Below are 20,357 nucleotides of genomic sequence, written 5' to 3'. Positions count from 1 at the left end.
GCGCGGGCCCCGGTCAGCCCGTGACGGCCGCCGAGGTGAGGCGGTCGATCTCGGCCAGGTCCTCCGGGGAGAGCGGCTCGGCGGCGAGGGCGTCCAGGTTCTGGTCGAGCTGGGCGACGCCCGAGGCGCCGACGAGGACGGAGACCACGCGCGGGTCGCGCAGCACCCAGGTCAGGGCGAGCTGGGCGAGGGACTGCCCGCGCCGGGCGGCGATGTCGGCGAGGGCGCGCAGCACCCGGAGCACGTCGTCGCTGAGCGCGTCCCGTCGCAGGAAGTGGCCGAGCGCCATCCGGGAGTCGGCGGGCACGTCGCCCGTCAGGTACCGGTCGGTGAGCAGGCCCTGGGCGAGGGGCGAGTACGCGATCAGGGCGGTGCCGCTGTCGCCCACCGCGTCCAGCACGCCGTCCTCCGGGGTGCGGTTGAGCATGCTGTAGGCGGCCTGGTGGATCAGGAGCGGGGTGCCGAGGCGGCGCAGGATGTCCACGGCGCGGCGGTGCTGCTCGGCGGGGTAGTTCGAGATGCCCGCGTAGAGGGCCTTGCCGCGCCGCACGGCGGTGTCGAGGGCGCCGAGGGTCTCCTCCAGCGGCGTGTCGGGGTCGAAGCGGTGGGAGTAGAAGACGTCCACGTATTCCAGGCCGGTCCGGCGCAGCGACTGGTCGAGGCTGGCCAGCAGGTACTTGCGGGAGCCGAACTCGCCGTAGGGGCCGGGCCACATGTCGTACCCGGCCTTGGTGGCGATGAACAGCTCGTCCCGGTAGGGGCGGAGGTCCTGGGCGAGGAGCGTCCCGAAGTTGGCCTCGGCGGATCCGTACGGCGGGCCGTAGTTGTTGGCGAGGTCGATGTGCGTGACGCCCCGGTCGAAGGCGCGGCGCAGGACGGCGCGCTGGGTGGCGAGCGGGGTGGTGTCCCCGAAGTTGTGCCACAGCCCGAGCGAGACGGCCGGGAGCAGGACCCCGCTGTGTCCGCACCGCCGGTACTGCATCGTGTCGTATCGGCTCGCCGACACCGCGCTGGACGTGGCCGCCGCGCACCCGGGGGACGGCCTGGCGCTGGGCGCCGTGGTGCGCGCGGTGGAGCTGACCGACCCCGACGACTACCACAAAGATCTACACAGCCCTCTTCTTCGACAGCGCCAGATGTGTATACGAGACGGGTGGGCGGGCCGCCGTCATGATGCCATGGCGGTCCGTCAGATCCCGGGAAGCCCGGCGTCCCCGAAGGCCCGGTAGGCCCGCTCGCCGAAGAGGACGAAGCGGATCTCGGTGAAGCGGTCGTCGGCCGCGACGGCGGCGCGGACGGTCTCCACCGCGATGCGGGCGGCGTCGTCCATGGGCCATCCGTAGACACCGGCGGAGACGGCGGGGAAGGCCACGGTGGCGGCGCCCAGGCCGGCCGCGACGCGCAGCGACTCGCGGTAGCAGGAGGCGAGCAGCGCGGATCTGTCCTCGTGGGGGGTGTGGACGGGGCCGACGGTGTGGATCACCCAGCGGGCGGGGAGCCGTCCGGCGGTGGTGGCGACCGCCTGCCCGGTCGGCAGGCCGTCGCCGTAGCGCCCGGCGCGCAGGGCGCGGCACTCGGCGAGGATCTCGGGGCCGCCCGCGCGGTGGATGGCGCCGTCCACTCCGCCGCCGCCCAGCAGCGAGGAGTTGGCGGCGTTGACCACCGCGTCCACCCGCTGTTCGGTGATGTCGCCGAGGACCCGCGTGATGGCCGTCATGGCGGTCATGATGCCAGCCGGACACCACACGGCCGCATCAACGTGTCATGATCACTGCGAAATCGGGCACGGATTGCGGCGCGGCCTGATATCGATGGGGCGCAATCGGTCGGCGGGTCTTCCGCTCCGGCCCCACCGAGCCGCATGATCTTGGGCAGTCATTAGTGAGGAGTACTAATGCCCCGTGAACATGTTGCCCAGGTCTTCGTCCAGCAGGCCGGGGCCTGCGTCCGCCTGGGCTCGCCGCTGTACGCGGCGCTGCTGGCCAGGGCGGCGCGGGACATCCGCGACGGCGGGCCGTGCGCCGTCGCGGTCGCGGGGTACGAGGACGTCGCGGCCGACGACGCGCTGCCGCTGCGTTTCCTGGGGGCCGTGCACGCGCTGGCGCTGACCGGGCGGGCCCCCGCGCTCGCCGCCCACTACCCGAGCACCGGCGGCGCGTTCTCCCCGGAGCACCCGGACGCGCCGTGGCCCGCGTTCCGCGCGGCGGTGGCGGACGAGCCGGAGTGGATCCGGGACTGGCTGACGCGCCCGCCGCAGACCAACGAGGTGGGCCGCTCGAATCTGCTGCTGGCGGGCCCGCTGGACACGGTGCCCTCCGCGCAGCTCCCCGTGCGGCTGTTCGAGCTGGGGTCCAGCGCGGGGCTGAACCTGCGGGCGGACCAGTTCCGTTACACCTCCGGCGACTTCGCCTGGGGCCCGGCCGACTCCCCCGTCCGGCTGGCCGACGCCTGGGACGGGCCGGTGCCGGACTGGCTGCGCGCGGGCGCGGCGCGCCACCAGGCGCTGCGGATCGTGGAACGGCGCGGCTGCGACCCGTCCCCCATCGACCCGCTGTCGGCGGACGGTTCGCTGGCGCTGCGGGCGTACGTCTGGCCCGACCAGTCCGAACGCATGCAGCGGCTGGACGGCGCCCTGCGCATCGCCGCGAAGGTCCCCGCGACGATCGAGGCGGCGGGCGCGGCGGAGTTCCTCTCCGAGGTGCGGGTCGAGCCGGGGACGCTGACGGTGGTGTGGCACTCCGTCATGCGGCAGTACGTTCCGGCCGCCGAGTGGGCCGGGGTGGAACGGGAGATCGCCCGGCTGGCCGCCTCGGCCACGCCCGAGGCCCGTTTCGCGGCCGTCTCCTTCGAGCCTCGGGAGGTGTCGGGGCGGCCCGGCTTCTGGCTCTCCGTCCGCACCGGCTCCGGGCCCGAGCGGCTGCTGGCGTCCGCGCACCCGCACGGCATTCCCGCCCGCTGGCCGGGCCACGGCGACTGAGCCGGGCCTCCGGGCCGCGACACGCGGGCGGCGGTGGAACCCGCCCGTTGCCCGGCCTGCCCGCTCCCGGTTTCCCTCCCCGTCCCCGGCGCCGCCCACCGCGCTTCGGCGGTGCCCCGACGTAGGCTCCCGCCATGCCACCCGCACGTTTCAAGGACCTCGCGCTGGACGCCAACGACCACCAGGCGCTCGCCGACTGGTGGTGCGCGGCGCTCGGGTACGAACGCCGCCACCGGACGGCGGACGAGGAGATCCCCGCCCACTGGCCGGTGCCGATCCACGATCCGGCCGGACTCGGCCCTCTGATCTGGATCAACCCGGTGCCGGAGCCGAAGACCGTGAAGAACCGGGTGCACCTCGATCTGCGGGGCGACACCGACGAGCTGCTGGCCCTGGGCGCGACCCTGCTGCGGCGGCGCGACGACGACATCGAGTGGGACGTCCTGGCTGACCCGGAGGGCAACGAGTTCTGCGTGTTCCCGCCGGAGCCGGAGCCCGTGATCAAGCCGTCGGTGCGCTGACCGGCGGGCGCCGGGGCGCGCGGGCGCTCAGGCCCACCGCCAGGTGCGGCGGGCGCGGGCGACGCCGTACACCGCCTCGACGGTGTCCGGTTTGAGGACGCCACCGCGCGCCGCGAGGCCGTCGAGGTCGCCGTCCCGCAGCACCTCCACGTCCCGCGGCCCGGCCGTCAGGTCGACGGCCGCGGCGGCGACGCACACCAGCACCGGCCGCACCGCGACCGGGAATCCGCAGCCCCGGCCGAGGGCGTGGGCCGCGCGGCGCGCGTCGCGGCGGCAGTGGCGCACATACGGCTCGGCGCGCCGGCCGTCGATCACCACCTCGTCCTCGCCGACCGCCAGCCGGGCCCCGTGGTGGCCCACGGAACGCAGGCAGAGCACGCCCGCCGGGCCGATCGCCAGGTGGGAGACCGCCGCCTCGCCGGGCAGCGGCACCGAGTGCAGCACCCGCCAGCCGGCCCCGGCCAGCAGGCCGAGCCGCTCGCCGGCGCGTTCCTCCGCCTCCAGCGCGGCCCGCAGGGCGTCGGTCCCGGCCGACCGGAGCAGCAGCCGGTCGCGGACGCGCCGCAGCCGCCCCGCCGGCCGGGCGGCCAGCTCGCCGTGCAGGGCCTCGCCCGGCCGGTTCGGCGCCAGGTCGTCGTCCGGGTGCAGCCACAGCGGGCCGCGCCCCTCCGGCCACCGGCCGGAGTCCTCCGGGTTCTCCATCGCACCCTCCCGGACACCCATGACATCATCGTCCGGATCCGGGGGCGAGGTCACCCCCGCGACGGCGGACCGGGGAGGACGGCGGGCAGTGACGCGGCTCATCGACGCGGTGGCGTGGGTGCATCTGGACGGCGGGCGGATTCTCGCCGCGCGCTCCCGGGGCAGGGAGTTGTTCTACATCCCCGGCGGCAAGCGGAACGCGGGCGAGACCGACACCGAGGCGCTGGTGCGCGAGGTGTGGGAGGAGCTGGCCGTGGCGCTGGACCCGGACACGGTGACGCACCTGGGCACCTACACGGCGCAGGCCGACGGGCACCCGGCGGGGACGCTGGTGCGGATGGCCTGCTACACGGCCCGGCACCGGGGAACGCCCGTGGCGAGCAGCGAGATCGAGGAGATCGCCTGGCTGTCGCTGGCCGACCGGCACCGCACGGCGCCCGTGGACCACGCGGTCTTCGACGACCTGGCGCGGGACGGCCGGCTGCGGTGAACGGGCGTCCGCTCGGGCGGGAACGGCCGGGCGGCCCTTCAGTACCATGAAGACCTGCTGGCGGAAGGGCGGCGAGGTGGCCGGAGCGCGCACGGACGGTCGGGTGGAGCGGGGCAACCAGACCCGGCGGCTGGTGCTGGGCCGGACCATGGCCATCGCCTCCGTCGAAGGGCTCGGCGCTCTGTCGATCGGCCGCATCGCGGCGGAGCTGGGGCTGAGCAAGAGCGGCGTGTTCGCCCTCTTCGGGTCCAAGGAGGAGCTGCAGCTCGCCACCGTCCGGGCGGCGAAGGCCGTGTTCGCCGAGCGGGTGGTGCGGCCGGCGGAGCAGAGCCCGCCCGGCCTGGACCGGGTGCGGCGGCTGTGCGAGGGATACCTGGCGTACTCGCGCGAACGGGTCTTCCCCGGCGGCTGCTTCTTCACCACCGTCACCGCGGAGTTCAGCTCGCGCGAGGGCGCGGTGCGTGACGCGGTGGCCGGAGCGCACTCCGACTGGAGCGCCTGCGTCCGGGGCGTCCTGGAGGACGCGCGGGCCGTCGGGGAGCTGCGGGAGGACGCCGACCTGCCGCAGCTCACGTTCGAGCTGATGGCCCTGATGGAGATGGCGAACGCGGAGTCGGCGCTGAGCGGCGACGACTCCGGCTACGGCCGGGCGGCGACGGCCATCACCGCCCGGCTGCGCGCGGCGGCGGCCGAGGCGCCGGCGCTAGCCCACCGGGTCGGTGGCTGAGGCGAAGTCCAGGACGGCCTCGACGACCCGGGGGTCGGCGAGGATCCGCCGGTGGCCCAGGCCGGTGGTGACCAGCAGGTCGGCCTGGTCGGGGAAGGCGGCCATCACGCGGTCGGACTGCTCGCGGGCGATCATGTCGTCGCTCTCGTCGTGGACGAGCAGGATCGGCAGCGTGAGCCGCTCGGGGCGGTAGGTCGCGGAGAGCCGGGTCCACAGATCGGGCTCGCCGGGGAAGAGCCGCTCGAAGCGGCGGCGTATCTCGGTGGCGGCCCATGGCCCGAGCCCGGCGCCGGTCCGGTAGCCGTTCACGACGTAGCCGAAGTCGGCGGGGGCCGCCGGGGAGATCAGCCGGCCCGCGCGGACACCGCCGTGCAGGGCGAAGAAGGCGGACAGGCCGCCGATGGAGTGGCCGATCAGGGCCGCGAACCCGCCGTTCACGCCGTGTTCGGCCTGGAGGCGGAGGGCGATGTCCCGGTACTCGACGACCGTGCTCCCCCGGCCGCCGGACTCGCCGTGACCGGGGCCGTCGAAGGCGACGGGGCTGTATCCGTGGTCGGTCAGCGCCTGTACCAGGGGGCTCCACCGGGAGGCGCGGGACATCCAGCCGTGCAGCAGCAGCACGGGCCGCTCGCCGGTGCCCCAGCGGTAGACGGCGACGGTCCTGCCGTTGATGGTCAGCTCGCCGCGTTCGGCCCGGCGCATGACCGGCTCCTCGGCGGGTTTGACGGGGACCCGGGAGGGCGGGTTCAGGAAGTGGTCGATCGCCCACCGGCCGGCCAGCCGGGGCGAGACGCGGGCGGTGCCGTTGAGCGCGGTGCGGACGAGCCCGGCGCGGAGGTCCATGTCCGGCTTCCCCTCGATCGTCGATGACTGGCGAGATAGTAGCACGATCGTTCGGACAGTTTTGAGGGTCGAACGCGGCCCCGCGCCGCCCCTCGCAGGGGGCGGTCAGGGGGTCGCTTCGACCGCGTCCTGGACCTCGGCGTCGCGCCGGACGAGCGCCGCGTACCGGCCGTCGGCGGCCATGAGGTCGTCATGGGTGCCGCGTTCCACGACGCGGCCCGCGTCCAGGACGACGATCTGGTCCGCGTCCCGGATGGTGGACAGGCGGTGGGCGATCGTGATGGTGGTGCGCCCGGCCGTCAGCGAGTCGATCGCCCGCTGCACGGCGTGCTCGGTGCGGGTGTCCAGGGCGCTGGTCGCCTCGTCCAGGACGAGGACGGGCGGGTCGCGCAGGATGGTGCGGGCGATCGCCAGCCGCTGCTTCTCGCCGCCGGAGAAACGGTAGCCCCGCTCCCCCACCACCGTGTCGTAGCCGTCCGGGAGGGCCGCGATGTGGTCGTGGATCTGGGCGGCGCGGGCCGCGGCCTCGATCTCCTCCTGGGTCGCCTCCGGCTTGGCGAACCGCAGGTTGTCCGCGACGGAGGCGTGGAAGAGGTAGGTCTCCTGGGACACCACGCCGATCGCGCGGGCGAGGGAGGCGAAGCCGAGGTCGCGGACATCGACACCGTCGAGCGTGACCCGGCCCTCCGTGACGTCGTACAGCCGCGGCACCAGGTAGCCCAGCGTGCTCTTGCCCGCGCCGGTCGGGCCCACCACGGCGAGCGAACTCCCGGCCGGGATGGTCAGGTCGACGCCGCTGAGGGTGGGCGCGGCGGCCGGGTCGTAGGAGAAGGACACCTGCTCGAAGCGGACGGCGCCTTGCGCCCGGTCCAGTTCCACCGGGTCGGGGCGCTCGGTGATGTCCACGCGGAGGTCGAGGTACTCGAAGATCCGCGCGAACAGCGCCAGCGACGCCTGGATGTCCACGCCGGTGGACAGCAGGGAGACGGCGGGGCGCAGCAGGCCTTGCTGGAGGCTGACGAACGCCACGAGCGTGCCGATCGACGGCGGGGTGCCGCCGAACTGGAGCATCAGCCCGGCCGACCAGTACAGCAGGGACGGGATCGCGGCCATGATCATGCCGATGGTCGCCATCCGCCAGCGTCCGGCCATGCTGGCACGCACTTCGAGGCCGACCAACTGCTCGGACTCGGTGGCGAATTCGCGGGTGAGCGCCTCGGCGCGGCCCATGGTGCGGCCCAGCAGGATGCCGCTGACGGAGAGCGACTCGGTGACCATGGCGGCCATCGCGGCCATCTGCTTCTGCCGCTGCGTGGTGATCCGCTTGCGCTCGCGGCCGACGCGGCGGGCGATCCAGACGAAGAACGGCAGCAGGGCCAGCGAGACCAGCGTCAGGCGCCAGTCGAGGGCGAGCATCGCCACGACGGTCGCGACGACGGAGGTGAGGTTGGACACCAGCGAGGTGGCGGTCGAGGTGACGGTGGCCTGCATGCCGCCGATGTCGTTGGCGATGCGGGACTGCACCTCGCCGGTGCGGGTCCGGGTGAAGAACGCCAGCGGCATCTGCTGGAGCTTGCCGTAGACGGCCGTCCGCAGGTCGTGCATGACCTGCTGGCCGACCGTGGTGGAGATCAGGGTCTGGAGCACGCCGAAGACGCTGGCGGTGACGGCGGTGGCGACCATGCCCAGGGCGAGCAGCGCGAGCAGCCCGGTGCGCTGCTCGGGCAGCGCCACGTCGATGATCTCGCGGAGCAGGAACGGGGTGGCGACGGCCACCAGGGACGAGGCGCCGACCAGCAGGCCGACGACGGCGAGCCGCCCCCGGTAGGGGCGGAACAGGCGCAGGATGCGGCGGATCTGCGCGGGCTGCGGCGGGTCGTCCGGCTCACCGGCGTGACCCGGCCCGCCGGAGTGCGGCTCCCCGGGGCGCGGCGGCCCGCCGGGGCGCCGGGGTCCGCCGGGGGGGCCCGGTCCGCCCGGGCCGGGGGTGAATCGCCGGGGTCCACCGGGGTGCGTGGTCCAGTGCGGTATCTCGTGAGACGTCATGAGCTCCTTCGGAAGGAGAGAAGGGATGGGAAAGTGAAAGTGCTGGTGAGGACGACGACCGACCAGCTTACGTGCCGGTCGCCGGCCCCGGCCGGGACCGGCCGCGCCGCCCGGGGGGCGGCCCACTGGCCGGTGCGGGCCCGTCGTGTTACGAAGGGTGAATGCCCGCCCTCGCCTCGTACGACGCCGTGATCGTCGGTGGCGGCCACAACGGTCTGGTCGCCGCCGCCTACCTCGCCCGCGCCGGACGCCGCACGCTGGTGCTGGAACGCCTGGACCGGACCGGCGGCGCGGCCGTGTCCGGCATGCCGTTCCCCGGGATGGCGGCCCGGGTCTCCCGGTACGCGTACCTCGTCAGCCTGCTGCCGGAGCGGATCGTGGAGGATCTGGACCTGCGGCTGTCGCTGCGCCGGCGCCAGTTCTCGTCCTACGCGCCCGCCGAGCGCCGGGGGCGGCCGACCGGGCTGCTCGTCGGCGGCGGGGAGAGCAGGACGCGGGAAGCGTTCGCCCGGCTCACCGGGTCCGACCGGGAGTACCAGGCGTGGCTCCGATTCTACGGGACGACGCGGCGGGTGGCGGGACGGGTCTTCCCCACGCTGACCGAACCGCTGCCGACGAAGGCCGCGTTGCGCGCCCGGATCGGCGACGACCAGGCATGGGAGGCGCTGTTCGAACGGCCGCTGGGCGAGGCGGTGGAGGCCGCGTTCGACGACGATCTGGTGCGCGGGGTGGTTCTCACCGACGGGCTCATCGGCACGTTCGCCTCCGCGCACGACCCGTCGCTCCGTCAGAACCGCTGCTTTCTCTACCACGTGATCGGGCAGTGTACCGGTGACTGGGACGTGCCGGTCGGCGGCATGGGCGCGGTGACCGGCGCGCTGGCCTCGGCGGCGCGCGCTGCCGGGGCCGAGATCGCCACCGGGCACGAGGTGACGGCCGTGGCCACGGACGGGCGGCGGGCCGAGGTGTCGTTCCGCGCGGACGGCGCGGAGGGCACGGTCGGGGCCGGTCAGGTGCTGGTGAACGTTTCGCCGCAGGCGCTGGCGGAGCTGCTCGGGGACCCGGCGCCGGAGCCGGCGGAGGGGGCGCAGTTCAAGGTGAACATGCTGCTGCGGCGGCTGCCCGCGCTGCGGGACCCGGACACCGATCCGCGGGAGGCGTTCGCCGGGACCTTCCATGTCGCCGAGGGTTACGGGCAGTTGGAGGACGCCTACCGGCAGGCGGCGGCCGGGGAGCCGCCGCGCACCCCGCCGAGCGAGATGTACTGCCACTCGCTGACCGACACCTCGATCCTCTCCCCCGACCTGGCCGCGCGGGGCTACCAGACGCTGACGCTGTTCGGGCTGCACACCCCCGCCCGGCTGTTCGCGCGGGACAACGAGGCGGCGCGCGCGGCGCTGCTGGAGTCGACGCTCGCGACGCTGGACGCGTGTCTGGCGGAGCCGATCGCGGACTGCCTGGCCGTCGACGCGGACGGGCGGCCGTGTGTGGAGGCGAGGACGCCGCTGGACCTGGAGCGTGAGCTGCGGCTGCCCGGTGGGCACATCTTCCACCGGGACCTGGCGTTCCCGTTCGCCGCCGACGACGCGGACGTGGAGGGCGACCCGGCGGAGCGCTGGGGCGTGGCGACCCGGCACGCGAACGTGCTGCTGTGCGGGGCGGGCGCGGTGCGCGGCGGCGGGGTGAGCGGCGTGCCCGGGCACAACGCGGCGATGGCGGCCCTGGGGCGCTGTCCCGCCGGCGACGCGGCGGGCGGTGGGGAACGGATTGCGGTCGGGCGGGCAGAAAAGCTGTTGATAATCGCCCCGGTGGACCGTGACCCTTGCGAGGTTGCCCAGCCACCCGCACCGATTCTGGGATGTCATGCAGATTCGCGACCTTCCGCATTCCGACCCCGGCGATCCCGACGTACGGACCGGTCTCCGCTTCCTCGTCTGGCTCTTCCGTCAGCAGACCGGCGGCCAGCTCCGGGCGATGATGTGGGGCACCCTGCACCTGTCGTCGATCGCGTGCCTGCCCCTCACCATGGGACTGGCCATCGACGCCGTGACCGACGAGTCGGGCCGCCGGCTGGCCCTCACCGGTCTGCTGCTGCTCGCCATCACCGCCGTGATGGCCGTCGCCGACACGATGCTGCACCGCACCTCGGTGACGAACTGGATCCTCGTCGCCGCCCGCGTGCAGCAGCTCCTGGCACGCCGCACCGCGGAACTCGGCGGTGTCCTGACCCGGCGGGTGGCGGCGGGCGAGGTGGTGAAGGTGTCCACGGGCGACGTGGAGAAGATCGGCTGGTTCGTCGAGGCGTTCTCGCGTTTCACCGCGGCCGTCGTGGTCACGCTCGGCGTCTGCGCCGGGCTGATCGTCTACGAACCCCGGCTGGGCCTGCTCGTCCTCGCGGGGATCGTCGCCGTCGCGCTGAGCGCCTGGCCGCTGCTGCCGGCCGCGACCCGGCGGGCCGACGCCGAGCGCGCCAAGTCGGGCCGGGCCACCGAGCTGGCGTCCGACACCGTCGCGGGGCTGCGGGTGCTGCGCGGCATCGGCGGCGAGGAGCTGTTCCTTGAGCGGTACCGCCGCGCCTCGCAGGAGGTGCGCGCCGCGTCCGTGCACAACGCCCGCATGTGGTCCCTGATCGACGCCGTGCAGGTGGTGATGCCCGGGCTGCTGCTGATCGCGGTCGTCTGGCAGGGCGTCGGGCTCGCCCTGGACGGCGCGCTGTCGGCCGGTGAACTCGTCACCGTCTACGGCGCGGTGAGCTCCCTGATGCTCCCGCTCCAGGTCTTCCAGGAGACGGCCATGGCGTTCACCTTCTCCCGGCCGTCGGCCACCCGGGCCGTGCGGGTGCTGGGGCTGCGCCGCGAGAACCCGGAGCAGACGGCCGTGGCCGCGCCGGCCGCGCCGCTCGCCGGTGACCTGCGGGACCCCGCGACCGGGCTGCGGGTTCCGGCGGGCACGCTGACGGCCGTGGTGTGCGGCGACCCCAACCTCGCCGAGCGGCTGGCCGACCGGCTGGGCGGGCACCCCGTGCACGGCGGCGGCGAGCCGTCCGCGCTGCTCGGCGGCGTCCCGCTGGACGACATCCCGCTGGACGCCGCCCGCGCGGCGGTGCTGGTGCAGGACAAGGACCCGGTGCTGCTGTCCGGCACGCTGGCGGAACTGCTGGACGTGCCTGGCTCGGGCCGCGTCTCCGTGGGTGAGGCGCTGCGGGCCGCGCAGTGCCACGACGTGCTGGCGGCGCTGGCCCAGGGGACCGCCGACGGCGGCGGCGACCCGATGCGCACCCGGATCACCGAGCGGGGCCGCTCGCTGTCGGGCGGGCAGCGGCAGCGGCTGGCGCTGGCCCGCTCGCTGATCACCGATCCGGAGGTGCTGGTGCTGGACGAGCCGACGTCGGCGGTGGACGCGCACACCGAGGCCAGGATCGCGGAGTCGCTGCGCGCCCTGCGCTCGGGACGGACCACGGTCGTCCTCACCTCCAGCCCGCTGGTGCTGGACCGCGCCGACCGGGTGGTCCTGGTGCGCGACGGTTCGGTGGCCGCCACCGGGACGCACCGCGAGCTGCTGCGCGCCGCCCCCGCGTATCGCGCGGTCGTCACCCGCGAGACCGAACCCGCACCCCTTGCCGAGGAGAACGCATGATCGGGCTGCGCCCCCCGGACCACGATCCGGCCTCCGACGGGCACGCCACCATCCTGCCGGTGGCCGGCCGCACCACCGTGCGGGCCTACGTACGGGATCTGATGCGCCGTCACCGGCGGCCGTTCCTGATCCTGCTGTCGGTCAACATCGTCGCCGTCGTCGCCTCCATGGTGGGCCCCCACCTGCTCGGCGGGGTCGTCCAGGATCTCGCCGACGGCGACCGGGAACCGGAACTGGGACGGACCATCGCGCTGTTCGCCGTCGCGCTCGCCGTCCAGGCGTGCTTCACACGGCTGATGCGGCTGCGCGGAGCCGTGCTGGGCGAGCGGATGCTGGCCGACCTGCGGGAGGACTTCCTGGTGCGGTCGGTCGGGCTGCCGCCGGGCGTGCTGGAACGCGCCGGCACCGGCGACCTGCTCGCCCGGATCAACACGGACGTCGACCGCCTCTCCAAGGCGATGCGCGAGGCCGTCCCCGAGATGACCATCGCCGTCGTGTGGACCGGGATGCTGCTCGCCGGCATCGTGGTGCCCGCGCCGCCCCTGGGTCTGGCCGTGCTGCTGCCCGCGCCCCTGCTGCTGGCGGTGTGCGTGTGGTACTTCCGGCGGGCGCCCGCCGCCTACCACTCCGAGTCCGCCGGATACGCGGCGGTCGCCGGGGCCCTGGCCGAGACGGTGGACGCCGGGCGGACCATCGAGGCGCACCGCCTCCAGCGCCACCGGATCGAGCTGTCCGACCGCCGCGTCAAGGAGTGGACGGTCTGGGAGCGGTACACGATGTGGCTGCGGTCGGTGCTGATCCCGACGGTCAACGTCTTCAACGCGCTGATCGTCAGCGGTGTGCTGCTGCTCGGCGGAGCCTTCGTGCTGGAGGGCTGGATCAGCATCGGCGAGCTGACCACGGGCGCGGTGCTGGCCCTGATGATGGCCGAACCGGTCGGGCTGATCCTGCGCTGGCTGGACGAACTCCAGGTGGCGCAGGTGTCCCTGGCCCGGCTGGTCGGGGTGCACGAGGTCGAGGACGACGGGGGCGACGCGTCGATCACCCCGGACGGCCGCGACCTGAACGCCGACCGGGTCCGGTTCGGCTACCTGCCGGGCAGCGACGTGCTGCACGGGGTGTCGCTCGACGTGCCGCCCGGCACCAGGATGGCGCTGGTCGGCCCCTCGGGCGCGGGCAAGTCCACGCTCGGCCGGCTGCTGGCCGGGGTCTACGCACCGCGCGCCGGTGAGGTGACGCTCGGCGGCGCCCGGCTGGCCGGGATGACGGCCGAACGCGTCCGGCAGCAGGTGGCGCTGGTCAACCAGGAGCACCACGTGTTCGTCGGGCCGCTGCGCGACAACCTGCTGCTGGCCAGGACCGACGCCACGGACGCCGAACTGTGGGCGGCGCTCGCCGCCGTGGACGCCGACGCGTGGGCGCGTGAACTGCCGGACGGCCTCGACAGCGAGGTCGGCTCCGGCGGGCTGAACGTCTCTCCCGCGCAGGCGCAGCAGATCGCGCTGGCCCGCCTGGTGCTGGCCGACCCGCACACGCTGGTGCTGGACGAGGCGACGTCGCTGCTCGACCCGAGGGCCGCGCGTCACCTGGAACGATCGCTGGCGCGGGTGCTCGACGGCCGCACCGTCATCGCCATCGCCCACCGGCTGCACACCGCGCACGACGCCGATGTGATCGCGGTCGTCGAGGACGGCCGCGTCAGCGAACTCGGCAGCCACGACGAACTGGTGGCGGCCGACGGCGCCTACGCGGCACTGTGGCGGTCCTGGCACGGCTGACCGGCGCCCGCGCCCGGGACGCCCCGGGCGCGGGGACCGTCAGGCCGTCAGGACGACGGCCCCCACGCCGCTGGCCGCGCCGATCACCACGAAGGCCGGCATCAGCACCTTGTTCTCCACCCAGGCCCCGGCCCGGAACCGCATGAACGCCGGGGTGCCCAGGGGGTACCAGCGCTTCCCGGCGATCGGCAGGGGCCACAGCATGGGGCAGCCGGAGACCGTCAGCGCGTCACCGAGCGTGTGGACGACGGAGCCCAGCACGATGGGCAACCCCAGCCACAGATAGGGCCGGCCGTCGAAGAGCCAGTCAGAACCGTTCCCCGGCTCGTTCAGCACGCCCACCAGCGTCCAGGCACTCGTCGCGCCCAGCAGCCACACCAGGATGTCGCTGGAGACCCGGGCCATCCGCCACAGCAGGCCCTCCACGGCGAGGACCACATGCACGAAGAGGGTGGCCAGCACCGCCCAGCGGCCCCAGGTGACAGCCGCGAACGAGAAGCCCGCCCCGACCAGCACCGCCCATATCCAGGTGTGGGTCAGCGTGCGGTGGCCGCCGGTGCGGCGCCGCTCCCCCTTGGCGCGCGTCGCGTTGTAGACGGCCTCGGACAGCTTGTCGATGATCACGGCGAGCAGCTTGGACGCCGGCCCGAACGCGCGGGATATCGTCGCGGACTTCTGGTCCAGGTCCGGGGCGAGCGCCGCCCACAGATCGGCGTCCGGGGCCTCGGTCCTGGCCAGCAGCAGGTTGTCGCGCAGCGGCCCGCCGTACACCGGGTGCTCCTGGGTGTCCAGCGCCACCTGCCCCCGGCACCGCTTGCTCTTGTTGCTCAGAGTGATTGTATATGTCTATGCACTATATACATCGAGACACCTGTCTGTGGTCTATCCTATCTTTTTTTAAGCGCCACCCGTCCCACCGATCTCTCCCCTATCCTCTTCGTCGGCAGCGTCGGATGTGTAAAAGAGACAGCCCCGCCCCTTCTCTTTCCCCTGGTCGTGCCGTTCCGTGCTCCCCGTCGGCGGCACAGCGTAGTGCCCCGTGATCTTGAGCGGAGCGGCCGGTTCCCCCTCGGTGCGCGGATGCGGGCAGTATGGACCGGTGACCCTTATCGATCAGATGCCTGCGACCAGTGATCCCGACGCCCTCTTCGACGCCTTCTCGTCGTGGGCGGGCGAGCGGGGGATCTCCCTCTACCCCGCGCAGGAGGAGGCGCTGATCGAGGTGGTGTCGGGGGCGAACGTCATCCTGTCCACGCCGACCGGCTCGGGGAAGTCGCTGGTGGCGGCCGGCGCCCACTTCGCCGCGCTGGCCCGCGACGAGGTCACGTTCTACACCGCGCCCATCAAGGCCCTGGTCTCCGAGAAGTTCTTCGACCTGTGCAAGCTCTTCGGGACGGAGAACGTCGGCATGCTCACCGGCGACGCCTCGGTCAACGCCGACGCGCCCGTGATCTGCTGCACCGCCGAGGTGCTCGCGTCGATCGCGCTGCGGGACGGCGCGCAGGCCGACATCGGCCAGGTCGTCATGGACGAGTTCCACTTCTATGCCGAGCCGGACCGGGGCTGGGCCTGGCAGATCCCGCTGCTGGAGCTGCCCCGGGCGCAGTTCGTCCTGATGTCCGCGACGCTCGGCGACATGTCCCGATTCGAGGAGGACCTGACGCGGCGCACCGGGCGGCCGACGACGGTGGTCCGCTCCGCCACCCGCCCGGTGCCGCTGAGCTACGAGTACCGGACGACCGCGCTGACCGAGACCCTGACGGAGCTGCTGGAGACCCGTCAGTCGCCGGTGTACATCGTCCACTTCACGCAGGCGCAGGCCGTGGAGCGGGCGCAGGCGCTGATGAGCATCAACATGTGCAGCCGCGCGGAGAAGGACGAGATCGCCGCCCTCATCGGGAACTTCCGCTTCACCACCACGTTCGGCCGCAACCTGTCCCGCTACGTCCGGCACGGCATCGGCGTGCACCACGCGGGGATGCTGCCCAAGTACCGCCGGCTGGTGGAGAAGCTGGCGCAGGCCGGGCTGCTGAAGGTCATCTGCGGCACGGACACCCTCGGTGTGGGGGTGAACGTCCCCATCAGGACCGTGCTGTTCACGGCGCTCACCAAGTACGACGGGAGCCGGGTGCGGGTGCTGCGGGCCCGCGAGTTCCACCAGATCGCCGGGCGGGCCGGCCGGGCCGGGTTCGACACGTCGGGTTTCGTGGTGGCGCAGGCGCCCGAGCACGTGGTGGAGAACGAGAAGGCGCTGGCCAAGGCCGGGGACGATCCCAAGAAGCGCCGCAAGGTGGTCCGCAAGAAGGCGCCGGAAGGCTTCGTCAACTGGAGCGAGGAGACCTTCCAGCGGCTGATCGCCGCCGACCCCGAGCCGCTGACCTCCCGCTTCCGCGTCACCCACGCGATGCTGCTGGCCGTCATCGCCCGGCCCGGCGACCCGTTCCGGGCGATGCGGCGGCTGCTGGAGGACAACCACGAGCCGCGCCGGCAACAGCTCCGGCACATCCGGCGGGCCATCGCGATCTACCGCTCGCTGCTGGACGGCGGGATCGTCGAGCGGCTGGAGACACCTGACGCCCAGGGGCGCTCCGTGCGGCTGACGGTGGATCTCCAGGCCGACTTCGCGCTCAACCAGCCGCTGTCGACCTTCGCGCTGGCCGCGTTCGAGCTGCTCGATCCCGAATCCCCCTCCTACGCGCTGGACATGGTCTCGGTCGTGGAGTCCACGCTGGACGATCCGCGGCAGATCCTGGCCGCCCAGCAGAACAAGGCCCGCGGTGAGGCCGTCGCCGCGATGAAGGCCGAGGGCGTCGAGTACGAGGAGCGGATGGAGCGGCTGATGGACATCACCCATCCGCGCCCGCTGGACGACCTCCTCTTCCACGCCTTCGGCGTCTACCGCAAGAGCCACCCCTGGGTGGGCGATCATCCGCTCTCCCCCAAGTCGGTCGTGCGTGACATGTACGAAAGGGCCATGACCTTCTCCGAGTTCGTTTCCTTCTACGAGCTCGCGCGCACCGAGGGCATCGTGCTGCGCTATCTGGCCGGTGCCTACAAGGCGCTGGAGCACACCGTGCCCGACGACCTGAAGTCGGAGGACTTCCAGGACATCACCGCCTGGCTCGGCGAGCTGGTGCGGCAGGTGGACTCCAGCCTGCTCGACGAATGGGAGCAACTGGCCAACCCCGAGACCGAGGACGCCACCGAGGCGCAGGATCGCGCCGATCAGGTGCGGCCTGTCACCGCCAACGCGCGGGCCTTCCGCGTCCTGGTCCGCAACGCCCTCTTCCGCCGGGTCGAGCTGGCGGCGCTGGACCGGACCCGTGAACTGGGCGAGCTGGACGCGGAGTCCGGCTGGGACGCCGACGCCTGGGCCAACGCCCTCGACGCCTACTGGGAGGAGTACGACGAGCTGGGCACCGGGCCGGACGCCAGGGGCCCGCGGCTGCTGTCGATCGAGGAGCGGCCCGAGGACGGCCTGTGGCGGGTCCGGCAGACGTTCGCCGATCCGGCGGGCGACCACGACTGGGGCATCTCCGCCGAGGTGGACCTGACCGCCTCGGACGCGGAGGGCCGCGCCGTGATCAAGGTGGTGGACGTCGGCCAGCTCTGAGCGCCGCCCTCACCCGGCCGCCACGGGGGCCCCGGCACGCGCCTCCTTCAGGGCGGCGGACAGCTCGGCGCGATACCACCGCGCCTCCTCCGGGTCGGTCGCCGTCAGCAGCGGCGCGACGACGTCCCACCGCGAGCCGCCGGGGGGCACGCCGGGCAGCGGCGGGCGCAGCCACAGCAGCAGGGCCCGCTCCGCCGCGTCGGGCACGTCGGCCGCGAGCACCGGCGGCTCCAGCACCGCGGCGAGCGCCGCCGCCCGCTCCCACCCGTCGCGGGCCTGACGCGACAGCAGGTCGGTGCGGCGCCGCCGCCAGCGGCGCGGGCGCCAGTCCGCCCCGTCGCGCACCGCCCGGCGCAGCTCCTCCGGCGCCGGGCCGGTGAGCAGCTCGCCGCTGCGGACGGCGAACTCCCGCAGCTCGGCGGCGGCATAGCGCCACACGACGACCCGGTGACGGTTCAGGTGGAAGTCGACCGGCGCCAGCAGCCCGCCGCGCGCCAGCCGGGCGAAGCGCGAGGGCGCGACGCCCAGCAGCTCCGCCCCCTCCGTGGCGTTGACCATCAGGGCCCGGCCGCGCAGCAGCTCGGGGAATCCCTGGTCGGCCAGGAGCCGGTCGAGCGCCGCACGCGGGACGCTCCGCCGCCACGGGACGCCGGTGGCGACCGTGGGGATGTGATCCAGCCGCACCGCGTCGGTCACCTCCCGGGGCCGCAGCCCCAGCTCCTTCGCGGCGGCGCGCACCGGCACAGCGGCCGGGACGGGAGCGGACGCCGGCGCCGAGGAGTGGGCGGCAGCGGGGGCAGAGGGCATCGAAGGGGCAGAGCAGGTGGCCGGACGGCCGGTGGTCTCCCGCACGGGCATGGCGGTTCCTTTCCGCAGCAAGCTGACTACGTTGCGTCACCAGCATAGCCACGGATCGTCACCGATGACAACCCTCTGTGATCAGGGAATCGCGGAGCGCACCCTGTGGATCTCACGCCGACAGCTCAGGGCAGGTTCTCCCGCGCGGCGATCCCCATGTGCTCGCCCACCTTGTTCACCAGCAGGGTCATCTCGTACCCCACCTGCCCGATGTCCGCGTCCGACCCGGCCAGCACACACAGGCAACTGCCGTCCCCCGCGGCCGTCACGAACAGCACACCGTCGTCGAACTCGATCATCGTCTGCCGGACGTCGCCGCACCGGAAGTGCTCCCCGACTCCCTTGGCGAGACTGTGCAGGCCGGAGGAGACGGCGGCCAAGTGCTCGGCGCTGCTCCGCTTCAGGCCCCGGCTCACGGAGGTGACCAACCCGTCGCTGGACAGCAGCAGAACGTGCCGCACGCGCGGCAGCCGTTGCGCCAGATCGTCCAGCAGCCAGTCGAGCGTGGTGCTCAGTGCCATCCCCAGCTCCCCCTTCTCGTAAGGCGACTGCTGTGTCAGCCTTCCCCAGTAAGAGGCTGTCGGCAACCACCTGTGCGGTACCGCTATCGGGAAGGGACGGTACCTTTTCCTCTGGTCAGCCGGACCACCGGGTCGAACAGGGCGATTCCCGTCGCGTGCGACGGAGGCGGAAGGGGCCGGTGGGGAGGAAGAACACCCCGTGCTCGCGGCGGTGTCGCTCGCCCGGATCGCGGGTCCCGCACCGGCCGGTCCCGGCGGGCGGCTACCGCAGCGGGGCGCCCACCGCGTGCATGTGGCGCAGAGCCTGCCGGTAGGAGTCCACCAGCCCCGTCTCGGCGTACGACAGGCCCGCCTCGCGGCAGTACCGCATCACCACCGGCCGGACCAGCCGCAGGTGCGGGCGCGGCATGCTGGGGAACAGGTGGTGCTCGATCTGGTAGTTGAGCCCGCCCATCAGCCAGTCGGTGACGGGTCCGCCGCGTACGTTGCGCGAGGTGAGCACCTGGCGCCGGAGGTGTCCCCAGCGGGCGCCGTCCTCCGTGGGCATCTCCATCCCCTTGTGGTTGGGCGCGAAGACGCAGCCGAGGTGGAGCCCGAACAGGGCCTGGTGGACGAACGCGAAGACCACCGCCTTCCCCGGGCCCATCGCCGCGCCGAGCAGCAGCGCGTAGCCGGCGTAGTGGGCGACGAGCAGCAGGCCCTCGACGGCCCGTCCCCGGCCGTCGCGCCGCCATCCCTCGGCCGCGAGCACCATCCGGGCGCTCGACACCTTCAGCGCGATGCCCTCCAGGAGCAGCAGCGGGAAGAACAGCCACGCCTGATGGCGCGTGAGGAAACGGGCGAACCCGGCGCGTTTCGCCGCCTGCGCCTGGGTCCACACGAACACGCCCTCCCCGACGTCGGGGTCCTTGTCCAGGTGGTTCGGGTTGGCGTGGTGCCGGTTGTGCTTGTCGTTCCACCAGGCGGAACTCATGCCGAGCAGCAGGTTGCCGTGGACCAGCCCGATCAGGCGGTTGGTCCGGCGCGTCGCGGCGATCTGGGCGTGGCCGGCGTCGTGGCCGAAGAACGCGGTGCGGGGGGAGAAGAGCGCGAGCGGCACGGCGAGCGCCACGGTCCACCAGGAGTCGCCGACCGCGAGCACCGCGGCCACGACGGCGGCCAGGGCGAGGGCGTTGACGGCTATGCCCGCGGTGTACCAGCCGGTGCGCCGAGCCAGCAGATCCAGACCCTTGACCTGCCGCAGCAGCGGGGAGAACTCGTCCCCCGGCGAGGCCGGAGGGCGCGGTGGGGCGGTGGGCGCGGTGGCGGCTCGGGGCATCGTGTCTCCGGTAATCGGTCGGGGAAAGTCGGGGAAAGTCAGGGAAAGGGGTCGCGATCAGCTCCGTCCCACCGTAGGGACGGCGGAACCGCCGGGACCATGGCCGCAGCCCCCGGCCGGGGGTGTACCCAGCACCCCTGTCGCCACGGGGGCTGTCCTGGTTTCCGCAAACCGTTTCCGTCCCGCCGGAGGGTGAGGTAACCTCGGCGGTCGCCCCGCCACTAGTCAAATTTGAGGAGACGGTCAGCGCGTGTCACCGAGCCCACGAGACAGGCAGAAATCTCGTATGCCGTCTTCTGCTTGAAAAAAAAAAAGTCACATACAAAA

17 protein-coding genes and 1 pseudogene are annotated in these 20,357 nt (G+C 73.4%); 9 read left to right on the top strand and 9 right to left on the bottom strand.

All coding sequences use genetic code 11. The features are described 5' to 3' along the window. Nucleotides 1–13: 13 nt before the first annotated feature. Nucleotides 14–982, bottom strand: a complete 969-nt coding sequence (locus BN2279_RS03830; protein WP_059006423.1) for an aldo/keto reductase — start codon at nucleotides 980–982, stop codon at nucleotides 14–16. Between the two features lies 1 nt (nucleotide 983). Here BN2279_RS03830 and BN2279_RS29045 point away from each other — a divergent pair, with 1 nt between their 5' ends. Then, nucleotides 984–1,229: a hypothetical protein gene (locus BN2279_RS29045; protein ID WP_159037041.1), complete on the top strand. Its 246-nt coding sequence runs from the start codon at nucleotides 984–986 to the stop codon at nucleotides 1,227–1,229. Here BN2279_RS29045 and BN2279_RS03825 read toward each other — a convergent pair. Next, on the bottom strand, nucleotides 1,190–1,726 hold the full coding sequence (locus tag BN2279_RS03825; RefSeq protein ID WP_079031812.1) for an O-acetyl-ADP-ribose deacetylase: 537 nt from the start codon (nucleotides 1,724–1,726) through the stop codon (nucleotides 1,190–1,192). The two genes, BN2279_RS29045 and BN2279_RS03825, sit on opposite strands and share 40 nt — an antisense overlap. Nucleotides 1,727–1,894: 168 nt before the next feature. Between BN2279_RS03825 and BN2279_RS03820 the strand changes: the two genes are divergently transcribed. After that, nucleotides 1,895–2,977: a DUF2332 domain-containing protein gene (locus BN2279_RS03820; protein WP_059006419.1), complete on the top strand. Its 1,083-nt coding sequence runs from the start codon at nucleotides 1,895–1,897 to the stop codon at nucleotides 2,975–2,977. A gap of 134 nt (nucleotides 2,978–3,111) precedes the next feature. Further along, a complete protein-coding gene (locus tag BN2279_RS03815; protein ID WP_059006418.1) occupies nucleotides 3,112–3,498 on the top strand; it encodes a VOC family protein in 387 nt (128 codons plus the stop codon). A gap of 27 nt (nucleotides 3,499–3,525) precedes the next feature. On the opposite strand, the gene BN2279_RS03810 is transcribed toward BN2279_RS03815, so the two are convergent. Next, nucleotides 3,526–4,221 (bottom strand): nuclease-related domain-containing protein, encoded by a 696-nt coding sequence (locus tag BN2279_RS03810; protein WP_159037040.1) that lies wholly within the window; start codon nucleotides 4,219–4,221, stop codon nucleotides 3,526–3,528. Between the two features lie 67 nt (nucleotides 4,222–4,288). On the opposite strand from BN2279_RS03810, the gene BN2279_RS03805 reads away from it, so the two are divergent. Then, entirely contained in the window at nucleotides 4,289–4,690 is a 402-nt protein-coding gene (locus BN2279_RS03805; RefSeq protein WP_059006414.1) for an NUDIX hydrolase, read from the top strand. A 76-nt stretch (nucleotides 4,691–4,766) separates the two neighbouring features. Beyond that, a complete protein-coding gene (locus tag BN2279_RS03800) occupies nucleotides 4,767–5,417 on the top strand; it encodes a TetR/AcrR family transcriptional regulator (protein WP_059006727.1) in 651 nt (216 codons plus the stop codon). Here the strand turns inward: BN2279_RS03800 and BN2279_RS03795 are convergent. Both BN2279_RS03795 and BN2279_RS03790 read right to left on the bottom strand, forming a co-directional pair. Further along, a complete protein-coding gene (locus BN2279_RS03795; RefSeq protein WP_059006412.1) occupies nucleotides 5,394–6,260 on the bottom strand; it encodes an alpha/beta hydrolase in 867 nt (288 codons plus the stop codon). The genes BN2279_RS03800 and BN2279_RS03795 overlap by 24 nt on opposite strands. A 105-nt stretch (nucleotides 6,261–6,365) precedes the next feature. Further along, nucleotides 6,366–8,306: an ABC transporter ATP-binding protein gene (locus BN2279_RS03790; protein WP_079031810.1), complete on the bottom strand. Its 1,941-nt coding sequence runs from the start codon at nucleotides 8,304–8,306 to the stop codon at nucleotides 6,366–6,368. A gap of 161 nt (nucleotides 8,307–8,467) precedes the next feature. Between BN2279_RS03790 and BN2279_RS27075 the strand changes: the two are divergent. The 3 genes and pseudogenes from BN2279_RS27075 to BN2279_RS03770 all read left to right on the top strand — a co-directional run. After that, a pseudogene (locus BN2279_RS27075) lies at nucleotides 8,468–10,036 on the top strand (phytoene desaturase family protein); the annotation flags it as partial. 133 nt (nucleotides 10,037–10,169) lie between these two features. Next, the gene (locus BN2279_RS03775; protein ID WP_059006406.1) at nucleotides 10,170–11,942 is read left to right on the top strand and encodes an ABC transporter ATP-binding protein; all 1,773 of its coding nucleotides are present in this window, start codon (nucleotides 10,170–10,172) and stop codon (nucleotides 11,940–11,942) included. Further along, entirely contained in the window at nucleotides 11,939–13,720 is a 1,782-nt protein-coding gene (locus BN2279_RS03770; RefSeq protein ID WP_059006404.1) for an ABC transporter ATP-binding protein, read from the top strand. The genes BN2279_RS03775 and BN2279_RS03770 overlap by 4 nt, the downstream gene beginning before the upstream one ends. Before the next feature lie 39 nt (nucleotides 13,721–13,759). On the opposite strand, the gene BN2279_RS03765 is transcribed toward BN2279_RS03770, so the two are convergent. Next, nucleotides 13,760–14,476 (bottom strand): metal-dependent hydrolase, encoded by a 717-nt coding sequence (locus tag BN2279_RS03765; protein WP_059006723.1) that lies wholly within the window; start codon nucleotides 14,474–14,476, stop codon nucleotides 13,760–13,762. A 343-nt stretch (nucleotides 14,477–14,819) separates the two neighbouring features. Between BN2279_RS03765 and BN2279_RS03760 the strand changes: the two genes are divergently transcribed. Beyond that, nucleotides 14,820–17,333, top strand: a complete 2,514-nt coding sequence (locus BN2279_RS03760; protein WP_059006402.1) for a DEAD/DEAH box helicase — start codon at nucleotides 14,820–14,822, stop codon at nucleotides 17,331–17,333. A 9-nt stretch (nucleotides 17,334–17,342) separates the two neighbouring features. Here BN2279_RS03760 and BN2279_RS03755 read toward each other — a convergent pair whose 3' ends face one another. The 3 genes from BN2279_RS03755 to BN2279_RS03745 form a co-directional block, all read right to left on the bottom strand. Further along, nucleotides 17,343–18,071 (bottom strand): DUF6397 family protein, encoded by a 729-nt coding sequence (locus tag BN2279_RS03755; RefSeq protein ID WP_059006400.1) that lies wholly within the window; start codon nucleotides 18,069–18,071, stop codon nucleotides 17,343–17,345. 245 nt (nucleotides 18,072–18,316) lie between these two features. Beyond that, complete coding sequence (locus tag BN2279_RS03750) at nucleotides 18,317–18,712, bottom strand: roadblock/LC7 domain-containing protein (RefSeq protein WP_059006397.1); 396 nt, start codon at nucleotides 18,710–18,712, stop codon at nucleotides 18,317–18,319. A 262-nt stretch (nucleotides 18,713–18,974) separates the two neighbouring features. Next, nucleotides 18,975–20,030 carry a fatty acid desaturase family protein gene (locus BN2279_RS03745; protein ID WP_059006395.1) on the bottom strand — a complete coding sequence of 352 codons (1,056 nt, stop codon included), beginning with the start codon at nucleotides 20,028–20,030 and terminating at the stop codon, nucleotides 18,975–18,977. Nucleotides 20,031–20,357 lie beyond the last annotated feature (327 nt).

Source organism: Streptomyces specialis (assembly GCF_001493375.1).
GTDB classification, from domain to species: domain Bacteria; phylum Actinomycetota; class Actinomycetes; order Streptomycetales; family Streptomycetaceae; genus Streptomyces; species Streptomyces specialis.
The sequence above is the reverse complement of the archived record's forward strand: the minus strand, read 5'-3'. Positions and strand labels throughout refer to the sequence as shown.